General features: G+C 61.4%; 11 protein-coding genes. 4 read left to right on the top strand and 7 right to left on the bottom strand.

Annotated elements, in window-relative coordinates; genetic code table 11:
- Positions 1-6: 6 nt before the first annotated feature.
- From ssuD to ACZ889_RS05000, 5 genes are all read right to left on the bottom strand, one after another.
- Positions 7-1,155 (bottom strand): FMNH2-dependent alkanesulfonate monooxygenase, encoded by a 1,149-nt coding sequence (gene ssuD / locus ACZ889_RS05020; RefSeq protein WP_476257213.1) that lies wholly within the window; start codon positions 1,153-1,155, stop codon positions 7-9.
- Positions 1,156-1,214: 59 nt separating this feature from the next.
- Entirely contained in the window at positions 1,215-2,180 is a 966-nt protein-coding gene (locus tag ACZ889_RS05015) for a sulfonate ABC transporter substrate-binding protein (RefSeq protein ID WP_476257212.1), read from the bottom strand.
- Between the two features lie 85 nt (positions 2,181-2,265).
- Complete coding sequence (gene ssuE, locus ACZ889_RS05010; protein WP_003255835.1) at positions 2,266-2,859, bottom strand: NADPH-dependent FMN reductase; 594 nt, start codon at positions 2,857-2,859, stop codon at positions 2,266-2,268.
- A 219-nt stretch (positions 2,860-3,078) separates the two neighbouring features.
- The gene (locus ACZ889_RS05005; protein WP_003255836.1) at positions 3,079-3,717 is read right to left on the bottom strand and encodes a peroxiredoxin; all 639 of its coding nucleotides are present in this window, start codon (positions 3,715-3,717) and stop codon (positions 3,079-3,081) included.
- A gap of 165 nt (positions 3,718-3,882) precedes the next feature.
- Positions 3,883-5,223, bottom strand: a complete 1,341-nt coding sequence (locus ACZ889_RS05000; RefSeq protein WP_108191881.1) for an OprD family porin — start codon at positions 5,221-5,223, stop codon at positions 3,883-3,885.
- Between the two features lie 474 nt (positions 5,224-5,697).
- Between ACZ889_RS05000 and tauA the strand changes: the two genes are divergently transcribed.
- Genes tauA through tauD form a run of 4 tightly spaced genes read left to right on the top strand, consistent with a single transcriptional unit; the run spans position 5,698 to position 9,189 of the window.
- Positions 5,698-6,669: a taurine ABC transporter substrate-binding protein gene (gene tauA, locus ACZ889_RS04995; RefSeq protein ID WP_003255840.1), complete on the top strand. Its 972-nt coding sequence runs from the start codon at positions 5,698-5,700 to the stop codon at positions 6,667-6,669.
- Positions 6,670-6,682: 13 nt separating this feature from the next.
- On the top strand, positions 6,683-7,471 hold the full coding sequence (gene tauB, locus ACZ889_RS04990; RefSeq protein ID WP_010951613.1) for a taurine ABC transporter ATP-binding subunit: 789 nt from the start codon (positions 6,683-6,685) through the stop codon (positions 7,469-7,471).
- A complete protein-coding gene (gene tauC / locus ACZ889_RS04985) occupies positions 7,468-8,307 on the top strand; it encodes a taurine ABC transporter permease TauC (RefSeq protein WP_019750186.1) in 840 nt (279 codons plus the stop codon). Before tauB ends, tauC begins: the two co-directional genes overlap by 4 nt.
- A gap of 48 nt (positions 8,308-8,355) precedes the next feature.
- Entirely contained in the window at positions 8,356-9,189 is an 834-nt protein-coding gene (gene tauD / locus ACZ889_RS04980; RefSeq protein ID WP_047603219.1) for a taurine dioxygenase, read from the top strand.
- A gap of 63 nt (positions 9,190-9,252) precedes the next feature.
- Here the strand turns inward: tauD and betT are convergent, their stop codons facing one another.
- Both betT and epsC read right to left on the bottom strand, forming a co-directional pair.
- Positions 9,253-11,256 carry a choline transporter BetT gene (betT, locus tag ACZ889_RS04975; RefSeq protein ID WP_003255844.1) on the bottom strand — a complete coding sequence of 668 codons (2,004 nt, stop codon included), beginning with the start codon at positions 11,254-11,256 and terminating at the stop codon, positions 9,253-9,255.
- 268 nt (positions 11,257-11,524) lie between these two features.
- Positions 11,525-12,457, bottom strand: a complete 933-nt coding sequence (epsC, locus tag ACZ889_RS04970; protein WP_003255846.1) for a serine O-acetyltransferase EpsC — start codon at positions 12,455-12,457, stop codon at positions 11,525-11,527.
- Positions 12,458-12,637: the final 180 nt, after the last annotated feature.

Here is a 12,637-nt window from a genome sequence, read left to right as displayed (position 1 = left end):
AGGCCCTCAGCTCTGCGACACAGATTTGGGCAGGATGTCGTTGGCCACCATCTCGCCGAACGGGCTTACATAACCTCCGGTTTTCGGCTGCTCTGGGCGCTGCACATCAAGGTGCGGGAACAGCAGCTCCGCCACGCGGTAAGACTCTTCCAGGTGTGGATAACCCGAGAAGATGAAGGTATCGATACCCAAGTCGGCATATTCCTTAACCCGTGCTGCCACGGTGGGGCCATCGCCCACCAGTGCGGTGCCCGCCCCGCCACGTACCAGGCCAACACCTGCCCACAGGTTGGGGCTGACTTCCAGGTTGTCGCGGTTGCCGCCGTGCAGGGCAGCCATGCGTTGCTGGCCCACCGAATCGAAACGCGCCAGCGAGGCCTGGGCGCGGGAGATGGTCTCATCGTCCAGGTGCGAGATCAGGCGCTCGGCGGCGGCCCAAGCCTCTTCGTTGGTTTCCCGCACGATCACGTGCAGGCGGATACCGAAGCGTACTTCGCGCCCTTGAGCAGCCGCTTTTTCGCGCACCTGTGCGATCTTCTCGGCAACGGCTGCCGGTGGCTCGCCCCAGGTCAGGTACAGCTCGACCTGTTCGGCCGCCAGGTCCTGGGCGGCCTCGGACGAGCCGCCGAAATACAGCGGTGGGCGTGGTTGCTGAATCGGCGGGTAGAGCAGCTTGGCGCCCTTTACCTGGATGTGCTTACCGTCGTAATCGACGTTTTCGCCTTCCAGCACCTTGCGCCAGATACGGGTGAACTCGACCGAGGCTTCGTAGCGCTCCTGGTGGTTCAGGTGCAGGCCGTCACCCGCCAGCTCGTCCGGATCACCACCGGTCACCAGGTTGAATAGCGCACGGCCATTGGACAAGCGATCGAGGGTGGCCGCCTGACGTGCTGCCACGGTCGGCGAAATGATGCCCGGGCGCAGGGCTACAAGGAACTTCAGGCGCTGGGTCACGGGGATCAGCGACGCGGCCACCAGCCAGGAGTCCTCGCAGGAACGCCCGGTCGGGATCAGCACCCCACCAAAACCAAGGCGGTCAGCAGCCTGCGCGATCTGCTGCAGGTAACCGTGGTCGACCGCACGTGCGCCTTCGGAAGTGCCCAGGTACTTGCCGTCACCGTGGGTGGGGAGGAACCAGAAAATGTTAAGGCTCATTGGAGTCGTCTCCTCAAGGGTGGCTCTAGCCGGAGCGGCGCCCCGGCACTGGCAGTCAATCAAGGCGCGCTAGCGACTTTGGCAGGGGGTGTCCAGATCACGTCCTTGATGCTCAGCGGCTTGGGAATAAGCTTCAGCGCCTGGAACGTGTCGGCGATCTTCTGCTGCGCGGCCACCACGTCCGGGGTCAGCGGCGCAGCGCCGTAGCCTTGGCGTTTGACAGAGGTCAGGGTGATGCCGGCAGGCAGGCCGAGCAGCGGGGCAACCTGGTCGGTCACCTCTTGCGGGTTGGCCTGGGACCATTCACCCACGGCGCGCACTTCCTCGATCACGGTGTTGATCACCGCTGGGTGCTGTGTCGCATAGTTGCGGGTGGCGAGGTAGAACTGGTGGTTGTCGACCAGGCCCTTGCCGTCACGCAGGGTGCGCGCTTGCAGCTGCTGCTCGGCGGCGGCCTGGTAAGGGTCCCAGATCACCCAGGCATCCACGCTGCCGCGCTCGAAGGCGGCGCGGGCGTCGGCTGGCGGCAGGTAGACAGGCTGGATGTCGCTGTACTTGAGGCCGGCGTCTTCCAGGGCGCGGACCAGCAGGTAGTGCACGTTGGAGCCTTTGTTGAGGACGACCTTTTTACCCTTGAGGTTCTTCACCGACTGGATCGGCGAGCCCTTGGGCACCAGGATCGCTTCGCTGTGCGGCGCTGGCGGCTCGTAGGCCACGTAGAGCAGGTCGGCGCCAGCGGCCTGAGCAAACACAGGAGGAGTCTCGCCGGTTACACCAAAATCGATGGAACCGACGTTCAGCCCTTCAAGCAGCTGCGGGCCGCCGGGGAATTCGGTCCATTGCACCTGTACACCCTGCTCGGCCAGGCGCTTCTCCAGCGTGCCCTTGGCCTTGAGCAGCACCAAGGTGCCGTATTTCTGGTAACCGATACGCAAGCTCTCGGCCTGGGCTTGGGTAATGGCGCCGAAGGACACAGCCGCCGCAAACAGGGCGACCAGACCACGACGCAAGAAGACTGTGCGCATGGCGCTCTCCTGTGCGAATGGGGTTCGGGTTGCACCTGCTTGCCTCGTTAACGGGCGAGTAAGGTGGTGAAGCGGGTAATGCCGTTCAGATGCTCCAGCGAGCGCTGATCAGACGTTCGTTCAGTACGCCGGGGGCCACGGGGCGCGGCCGACGGGCCAGGGCGACGTGGAAGGTTTCCAGCGAGTCGTGCAGGCGTTCTTCCAGCGCCTGTACCAACTGCGCGGGCTTTGTGCCTTCTGCGTAAGCCACCTGGCTGTCGTCGGCAAAGATCCCTTGCAGGGTCTCTTGTGCCTTGAGTGCCGACAGCACCGGCTTCAATGCGTAATCCACCGCCAGCATGTGGGCGATGCTGCCGCCAGTGGCGATGGGCAACACGATCTTGTGGGCCAGGGCGCGCTCGGGCAGCAGGTCAAGCAAGGTTTTCAGGGCACCGGAAAACGAAGCCTTGTACACCGGGGTGGAGACGATCAGGCCATCGGCCTGGGCCACCAGCTGCTGAAAGTGTTGCACATGCGGGCTGTCGAAACGGGCATGCAGCAGGTCTTCGGCGGGAAAGTCACGCACTTGGAATGTCACCACTTCAACGCCGCGATCCTGCAGCCACTGGCGCGAACGCTCGAGCAGCACGCCGGAGCGTGAACGGAGACTTGGGCTACCACCGATTGAGACGACCAGCATTGCTGCGCTTCCTTGTGTTCTGTTGGAGGTGACATTAACAGCTGCTACATATATCTAGAAATCATATTTTTTTATTTGTTTATTCCATTATTGTCTTTACCCATAAGGGCCTCCTCGCGGGCGCGCCCGCTCCCACAGGTTTTTTACAGGCATAAAAAAGGGCCGTCGAAACGGCCCGAAAATCCCTGCTTGGCTAAGAGCAATGCAACGAGGAATCCATTAACGATTGGGTTGAGGGGTCAGGCGCAGATAGGGTTTGACCGCCCGGTAACCTTTGGGGAAGCGCTGCTTGATCTCCTCCTCGTCTTTGAGCGAAGGCACGATCACCACTTCATCGCCGTCCTGCCAGTTACCCGGTGTGGCGACCTTGTGGTTGTCGGTCAGCTGCAGCGAGTCGATCACCCGCAGAATTTCGTTGAAGTTGCGCCCGGTACTGGCCGGGTAGGTAATGGTCAGGCGCACCTTTTTATTCGGGTCGATGATGAACAGCGAGCGCACGGTCAGGGTGTCGCTGGCGTTCGGGTGGATCAGGTCGTAAAGGTCGGACACTTTGCGGTCAGCGTCAGCAATGATCGGGAAGTTGACCACGGTATTCTGTGTTTCGTTGATGTCATCGATCCACTTGTGATGCGAGTCGACCGGGTCCACCGACAGGGCGATGGCCTTGACCCCGCGCTTGGCAAACTCGTCCTTCAGCTTGGCGGTCAGGCCCAACTCGGTGGTGCACACCGGGGTGAAGTCGGCCGGGTGAGAGAACAACACCCCCCAGCTGTTGCCCAGCCACTCGTGGAAGCGGATCTTGCCTTCGCTGGAATCCTGTTCGAAATCGGGGGCGATATCGCCGAGTTTGAGGCTCATGGGCTGCGGCTCCTGGGCTGGGTTCTGTACCGTATGGGTTCAATGTGCCTGCATTCAGTTAAAAACAAAAAGAATAAATAACGATTTATTTATAACCATAACGCATACAAATTAGCAGGCACAAAAAAGCCTCGCACTAGGCGAGGCTTTCTTTGTGGCTACGACTTACAGGAAGCTGTAAGTGTAGTTCACGATGAAGCGAGCCTGATCCTGGTCGGCACTGCTCTCGCCGGCACCACGGTACACGCCTTGGCGCAGGCTGAAGCCCAAGCCTTTGAGGGCACCTTCCTGGAGGGTGTAGTCGATGCGCGCATCGCGTTCCCATTCATTGTAGGTGCCGCTGCCCGACTTGTTGCGGATATCGTCACCACGCAGGTAAGCAACCGATGCCTTCAGGCCTGGCACACCCAGCGCCGCGAAGTCATAGGAGTACTGACCGAAGGTGGTGTTTTCGCCAGCACGTGCGAACTGGTTGATCATGCTGTCGGTGAACAGGTAGAAGCTGGAGCCGCCAGCACCTTCCGAGGTGCCGCTGTCGTTGCTCAGGCTGCCCTGGTTCAACCATACGAAGCCACCATCGTCACCCACTTGCTGGTGACCGAGCATCAGCGCGTGGCCACCCAAGGTATAGGTGAACATGGCGGACCAGGTCTTGTTGTCGATCTCGCCGGTGTTTTTGGCGTAGCCACCGTTGTTGTTGAAGTTGTAAGCGCTGTCGTTGCCATTCTTGCCGTCGCTGCTGCTGTCGAAGTAGCGCAGGTCGGTCTTGAACGACTGGTCGTCAGCGATCTTGAACACGTGGGTCGCGCCCAGGAAGTGCTGCTTGTAGAAGTCTTCCAGGTTCGAGTAGTAGTACTGCAGGGTCAGGTCTGGAGTGAGCTTGTAGTCCAGGCCACCATAGCGGAACTTGTTGCTCTCGGCATTGGAACCGGCGACAGACAGACCGGTACGGTTGCTCGAAGCACGGCCCATGGCGTGGGTCAGCTGACCCGCGTTGATGGTCAGGTTGTCGATTTCCTTCGACTGGATGGTGCCACCCTCGAAGGTTTGTGGCAGCAGACGACCATCGTTGGAAACCAGGATCGGCAGGTTCGGTGCGAGCGCGCTACCGAAATGCGCTTCGGTCTTGGAGAAGCGCGCCTTGGCATTGGCACCGAAACGAGCCCACTGGGCTGCAGAACCTTTGCCGTCATCCGGGAAGAAGCCGGACTTGTGGTAACCCTCGCCACCATCCAGGTGAATACCCCACAGCGCTTGGGCATCAACACCAAAGCCTACGGTGCCTTGGGTAAAGCCCGAGATGTAGTCGAGCTTGAAGCCCTGGCCCGACTCACGCTGATCCGGGCGCTCCGCACCCGGTTTTGCGTGATCTTCACGGTTGTCGTTGTTGAAGTACATGGTGCGCGAGCTGAGCGACAGTTTGCTGTCCTCAACGAAACCGGCAGCGCCTGCTTGTTGGGCGAGAACCCCCAGTGCCACGGCCAGAGCCAGGCTGGACTTGTACATGTTTTGCTCCTCTACGTTCTAATTTTTGTGTATCTCTGGCGGAGGGGTCTGATGCCCCGCTCACCGGGATGGGCGATTTAGTCCCAAAGCGTGACTGTTAAGTCAATCGTTTCTAAACGTTTCGCGACTTTGGTCTAAGACGCCACCTGCGCTACAGGATAATGACAATCCTATAAATCCAAAATGACTGTTTTATGAATTTGTAAGACTTTTAAGGAATATATTAGGAACCTTTACTGCCATTCGTTGTAGCTGCGACTCATTTAATAACTTTTGGTTATTTGCAAACGTTTGCTCATAACCTAATGCCAAATCGTTCTATAGGGTCTTGCAGCCACCTCTGGCTTCGTCACGGGTCATGGCTTTAAAGCGTTTGGCTCCTAAGCTAATGCAAAAAAGTTATTTATTTTAATTTTCTTAGATCATTTAGCCTTCTCGTCATCCAACCCGACTTGCCTGACGAGAGGTTCAACCATGATCCCGCACGCTCCGCTGCGCCTGTTCGCCGCCCTGACCCTCGCCAGCACCAGCTGGTTGGCCCAGGCAGCCGACCTGACAGTGGCCTACCAGACCACTGTCGACCCGGCCAAAGTGGCACAGGTCGATGGCGACTACGAAAAAGCCAGCAAGGCCAGCATCGACTGGCGCAAATTTGATAACGGCGCAGACGTGATCACTGCCGTGGCCAGCGGCGACGTGCAGATCGGCTACCTGGGCTCCAGCCCGCTGGCCGCTGCCGCCACCCGCAAGCTGCCGGTTGAAACCTTCCTCATCGCCACCCAGATTGGCGCGGGTGAAGCGTTGGTGGCCCGTGACAGCATCAAGTCGCCGCAAGACCTGATCGGCAAGAAGGTCGCCGTCCCGTTCGTGTCCACCGGGCATTACAGCCTGCTTGCGGCACTGAAAAGCTGGAATATCGACCCTTCCAAGGTACAGATTCTCAACCTGGCGCCGCCGGCCATCATTGCCGCCTGGAAGCGCGGCGACATCGATGCGACCTACGTGTGGGACCCGGCCCTGGGCGTGGCCAAGGAAAACGGCAAGGTCCTGATCACCTCCGGCGAACTGGCCCAGAAAGGCGCGCCTACCTTCGATGCCTGGATCGTGCGCAAGGACTTCGCCGAGAAACACCCTGATGTGGTCAAGGCCTTTGCCAAAGTCACCCTTGATGCCTACGCCGACTACCGCAAAGACCCGAAAGCCTGGCTGGCCGACAAGGGCAACGTAGACAAGCTGGTGAAGCTGTCCGGTGCCAAGGCCAGCGACATCCCGGTGCTGCTGGAGGGCAACGTCTACCCGCTGGCCGCTGACCAGGCCAACGCCCTGGGCGCGCCGACCACCCAAGCGCTGACGGACACCGCCAACTTCCTCAAGCAGCAAGGCAAAGTCGAAGCAGTGCTGCCGGACTACTCGCCGTACGTCAGCGCCAAGTTCCTTCCAAACTGATCCGGAGCCCGTCATGGCCTTGCTCGAGCTGGAGCGCATCAGCGCACAGTACCCAGGCGCCAGCACCCCGGTGCTGGCCGACATCAACCTGAGCCTGGGACCACGCCAACTGCTGGTGGCCCTGGGGCCTTCCGGCAGCGGCAAGACCTCACTGCTCAACCTGATCGCCGGCTTCGTCGCCCCCAGTGGCGGTCACATCACCCTCGATGGTGTGCCGGTGCAGGGCCCCGGTGCAGAACGCGGCGTGGTGTTCCAGGACGATGCCCTGCTGCCATGGCAGAACGTGCTGGGCAACGTCGCCTTCGGCCTCGAACTGGCCGGCGTACCCCGCGCCCAGCGTGAGGCCAAGGCCCGCGAAATGCTCACCCTGGTCGACCTCGATGGCTTCGGCGAACGGCGTATCTGGCAATTGTCCGGTGGCCAGAAGCAGCGCGTGGGCCTTGCCCGGGCGCTGGCGGCTGACCCTCGGGTACTGCTGATGGATGAACCGTTCGGTGCCCTCGATGCCTTCACCCGTGAGCAGATGCAAGAGCTGCTATTGCAAGTTTGGCAACGCACCGCCAAGCCGGTGTTCCTGATTACCCACGACATCGAAGAAGCGGTGTTCCTCGCCAGCGAACTGGTACTGCTGGCGCCCAACCCGGGACGCGTAGTGGAACGCCTGCAGCTGAACTTCGGCCAGCGCTATGCCGCTGGCGAATCGGCCCGGGCCATCAAGTCCGATCCAGCCTTCATCGAAACCCGCGAGCATGTGCTGGCGCGGGTGTTTTCCCAACGCCAAAGCCTGCAGGAGCGCGCATGAGCAGCCTGGACCTGCCGGTCGCCGGCAAACACAACACCCAAACCCGGCCAGCCGCCACGCTACGCCGCCCACTGTCCACCCGCTGGATCAGCACCCTGACCCTGGCCAGCCTGCTACTGGTCTGGTGGCTGGTGACGGCTGCCGGTTGGGTAGAGCCCCTGTTCCTGCCCTCGCCCGGTGACATCCTGGCCAAGGCATGGGCCTTGCTGACCCAAGGCTACATGGATGCCAGCCTGTGGCAGCACCTGGGCGCAAGCCTGGGCCGCATCGGCCTGGCGCTGGTGGCTGCGACCCTGACCGCAATACCAGTCGGCATCGCTATCGGCTACAACCGCGTAGCCCGCGGCATTCTCGACCCGCTGATCGAGTTCTACCGGCCCATCCCGCCGCTGGCCTACCTGCCGCTGATCGTCATCTGGTGCGGTATCGGCGAGTTGTCGAAAGTGCTGCTGATCTACCTGGCAATCTTCGCCCCCATCGCCATTGCCACAGCCACCGGTGTGCGCACGGTAGATCCGGCCAAGCTGCGCGCGGCGCAGTCGCTGGGCGCAACCAAGGCCCAACTGATCCGCCACGTCATTTTGCCCAGTGCATTGCCTGACATCCTTACCGGCATCCGCATTGGCCTGGGGGTCGGCTGGTCGACCCTGGTGGCCGCTGAACTGATCGCCGCCACCAGCGGCCTGGGCTTCATGGTGCAATCGGCGGCGCAGTTTCTGGTCACCGACGTGGTGGTGCTGGGCATCCTGCTGATCGCCCTGATCGCCTTCGCTCTGGAAATGAGCCTGCGTGCCCTGCAACGCAAGCTGGTGCCCTGGCATGGGCAGATTCACTGAATTCCATTGTCCACGCCAGCACACTGGCGCCCGATTGAAGAGACCGACATGAGCCTGACCATCACTCCCCTAAGCCCAGCACTCGGCGCCCAGATCAGCGGCGTGGACATCAGCCGCGATATCAGCGCAGAAGAGCGCGATGCCATCGAACAGGCACTGCTCCAGCACCAGGTGCTGTTCCTCCGTGACCAGCCGATCAACCCGGAACAGCAGGCGCGCTTTGCCGCACGCTTCGGCGACCTGCACATCCACCCGATTTACCCCAACGTGCCGGACACCCCGCAGGTGCTGGTGCTCGACACGGCGGTTACCGATGTGCGCGACAACGCCGTGTGGCACACCGACGTGACCTTTTTGCCGACCCCGGCACTGGGCGCGGTACTCAGCGCCAAGCAATTGCCTGCTTACGGTGGCGATACCCTTTGGGCCAGCGGCATTGCGGCCTTCGAGGCTTTGTCGGCGCCGCTGCGTGAAATGCTGGACGGGCTGACCGCTACCCACGACTTCACCAAGTCGTTCCCGCTGGAGCGCTTTGGCACCACGCCGGAAGACCTGACGCGCTGGGAGGCCACCCGGCGCAACAACCCACCGCTGTCGCACCCGGTGGTGCGCACGCATCCGGTGAGCGGGCGCAAGGCGTTGTTCGTCAATGAAGGGTTCACTACACGCATCAATGAACTGAGCGAACTGGAAAGCGATGCGCTGCTGAGGCTGCTGTTCGCCCATGCGACGCGACCGGAGTTCAGCATTCGCTGGCGTTGGCAGGAGCATGACGTGGCGTTCTGGGACAACCGCGTGACCCAGCATTTTGCGGTGGATGATTACCGGCCGAACCGGCGGGTGATGCACCGGGCGACCATCCTTGGGGATGCACCCTACTAGCGGTTGCCTGTCCTGGGCTCTTCGCGGGCTTGCCTGCGAAGAGCCCAGGCCAGGAGAGCTTGGTCAGCGCACCAGGTGCAGGTACTGCATGTGCCGCTCGTACTGGTCGAGGATGTCGTTGATGATCTGCTCCTTGCTGTAGCCCACCAGGTCATAGTTCTGGCTGCCTTCGCTCAGGTGCACCTCCGCCCGGTAATAGCGGCGGTTCTTCAACTCCTGCGTACCCAGCCCCCCCAAGGCGAACGATGGTGTGAAATAGCCACGCATCTGCACTTGGTAAATGAACGGCTGTTCCTCGCCATGGCCAATCTTCAGGCTGACGTTGTCATGGCTAGGGTCGTCCTGGGTAATCAGCACCAGGCCTTTCTGCTCGAACACTTCACGCACATCGGCAATCGCCGGGCGCACCACATCATCCATGAAACGGTACACCTCATCACGTGACGGGAAGTGCACCGCCTGGCTCAGGCGCTGGCGCCAGCCGCCACGGCCGCGACGTGACTGGGCGAACGGGGCCAGCGAGTGCATCTGCGCGATCTGCCGCTGCGACTCCAGGTAGAACGCCTTGTGCAGCCCCCACATCATGCACAGCAGAATGAGCGAGAACGGCAGCGACGTCAGCACCACTGCCGACTTCAGCGAATCGATGCTGCCAGCGAACAACAGCGCACTGGTGATCAGTGCAGTCATCGCCCCCCAAAAGATACGCAGCCAGTTCGGCCCATCCTCATCAGCGTCACCGCCCTTGGCCGACAAGGTCGACAGCACCACGGTGCCCGAGTCGGCCGAGGTGACGAAGAACACGAAGCTGATGAACACCGTGGTGGCGATGACTGCCTTGCTCCAGGGGTAGGTTTCCAGCAGCAGGTACAGGCTCATCGACGGGTTGTCCAGCGCCGACTGGCCCAGTGCGGTCATGCCGTGGTTGATCACCTGGTCCAAGGCACTGTTGCCGAAGATCGACATCCACGCCAGGGTGAAGCCCAGCGGAATCAGCAGCACGCCAAAGACGAACTCGCGGATGGTACGGCCACGGGAGATGCGGGCGATGAACAGGCCCACGAACGGCGCCCAGGCAATCCACCAGGCCCAGTAGAACACTGTCCAGCCGCCCAGCCAGCCACGGTTTTCACCATAGGCATACACGTCGAAGCTCTTGCGCGGCAACGCACCCAGGTAGTCGCCCAGGTTCTGGATCAGTGTGTTGAACAGGTGCTGGGTAGGCCCGGCGAACAGCACGAACAGCAGCAGCGCACAGGCCAGGAACAGGTTGATGTCGCTCATCACCCGCACCCCCTTCTCCACCCCGGCCACGGCTACGGCCACAGCCGCGCCCATCATCAGGGTGATGAGGATCACCTGCACCCACTGGCTGTGGCTGATGCCGAACAGGTAGTCCAGGCCCGCGTTCAGATGCAGCACCCCAAAGCCCATGTCGGCGCCCAGGCCGAACACCGTGGCGATGATGCCGAAGCCATCCACCGCATAACCGATCGGGCCGTTGATGCGCTTGCCAATCAGCGGGTACAGCGCCGAACGCAGGGCCAGCGGCAGGTTGTGTCGGTAGGCGAAATAGGCCAATGCCATGCCGACGAAGGCGAACACCCCCCAGCCATGCAGGCCCCAGTGCAGGAACAGGATCTGCATCGCCTGGCGCCCGGCCTCGACCGTGCCGGCTTCGCCTTGGGGCGGTTGCAGCATGTGGGTCAGCGGTTCGGAGACACAGAAGAAGAACAGCGTGATGCTGATGCCGGCGGCGAACAGCATGCCGGCCCACGACAGGTAGCTGAACTCGGGTTCGTCGTGGTCGGCACCGAGTTTGATCTTGCCGTAGCCAGACAAGGCGGTGACCACCACGAAGACCAGGTACAGCGTCATCGCCAGCATGTAGTACCAGCCGACCGTGTTGGCCGCCCAGTTCTGCGCCGCCAGCAACCAGTCACCTGCGGCTTGCGGGTTGGAGATGACTACCAGGCCAAAGATGAGGATGAAACTCGCCGCAAAGTAGAACACCGGGGGGTTCATGCGGATTTTGCCGTTGGCAGCGGAAGGGTTCGGTGCACTCATAGGGCGTGCACCTCGTCGAATGACGTGAGGTTCGGAATGAACGGGTTCAGCAAAGGAATCCTCCTGTTGAACACCGGCAGCGGACCAGCGTTTTTCATTGAACAAGCGTTCAAGTTAAACATGGATCGGATTTCAATGCGAATTGGGGCGCCGATTGGTGTCGTCCTGTTCCGGCCTCTTGCGGGTAAACCCGCACCTACATCTGGTACGTCCGTCGTAGGCGCGGGCTTGCCCGCGAAGAGGCCAGCAAGGCAATCGCAATGCGGGATCAGTTCTTGTCCTGGCAATCCAGTTGCAGGTTGGCCTGAGTAATGTTGCTTTCAGCCGGCACACTGCGCGTCAGCCACACATTACCGCCAATGGTCGAACCCTTACCGATGGTAATACGCCCCAGCACCGTGGCCCCGGCATAGATCACCACATCGTCCTCGACGATCGGGTGGCGTGGCAGGCCTTTATGCAGCGTACCCGACTCATCGCTGGGGAAACGCTTGGCGCCCAGGGTCACCGCCTGGTAGATGCGCACGCGCTCGCCGATGATCGCGGTTTCACCAATGACCACACCCGTACCATGATCGATGAAGAAGCTCGGGCCGATCTGCGCCCCCGGGTGAATGTCGATACCGGTGGCCGAATGCGCCAGCTCCGAACTGATCCGCGCCAGCAGCGGCAGCCCAGCCTTGTACAGGTGGTGTGCCAGCCGGTGATGGATGATCGCCAGGATGCCCGGGTAGCACAGCAGCACTTCATCGACGCTGCGCGCTGCCGGGTCGCCGTGGTAGGCGGCCAGCACATCGGTGTCGAGCAGAACGCGCAGTTCCGGTAGCGCAGCTGCAAAGCCCTGGATCAGGCTCAGCGCACGGGCGTCGACGCCCGCCAGCTCAGCCTTGCTTTGCCGTGCCGCGTAGCGAAGTTCAAGACGAGCCTGGGCCAGCAAGGCGGTCAGCGCGGCATCCAGGGTATGGCCGACGTAGAAGTCTTCACTTTCTTCGCGCAGGTCGACTGGCCCCAGGCGCATGGGGAACAGCGCCCCGCACAGTTGCTCCAGAATCTGTCGCATCGCTTCACGCGACGGCAGCTCGCGCCCGCCCTGCTCGCCAATACTGCGGCCATTACGGGTGCGCCATTGCTCACGGGCCCCGCGCAGGCCAGTGACAATGCTCTGCAACTGCCAATGCGCGGATGAAGGTTGTTCGCTCACGGTGTTCTCCTGCCGTATAGGCCATCTGATTTTGTTGCCAGGCCCGCGAAAAGGCTGAACCTGCCTGCTGCAACCCACTTTACGGCAAATCTGAGGCTTGGAAAAAACAACGCTTTATTCCATCCTGCACTAAGTCAGGCATAAGCCGCGATGACGGAGTGGGTATCGTCGCCTACCCTC

This window comes from Pseudomonas sp. TE3895, from assembly GCF_056278855.1.
This window is presented reverse-complemented; position numbering and strand designations above follow the sequence as displayed.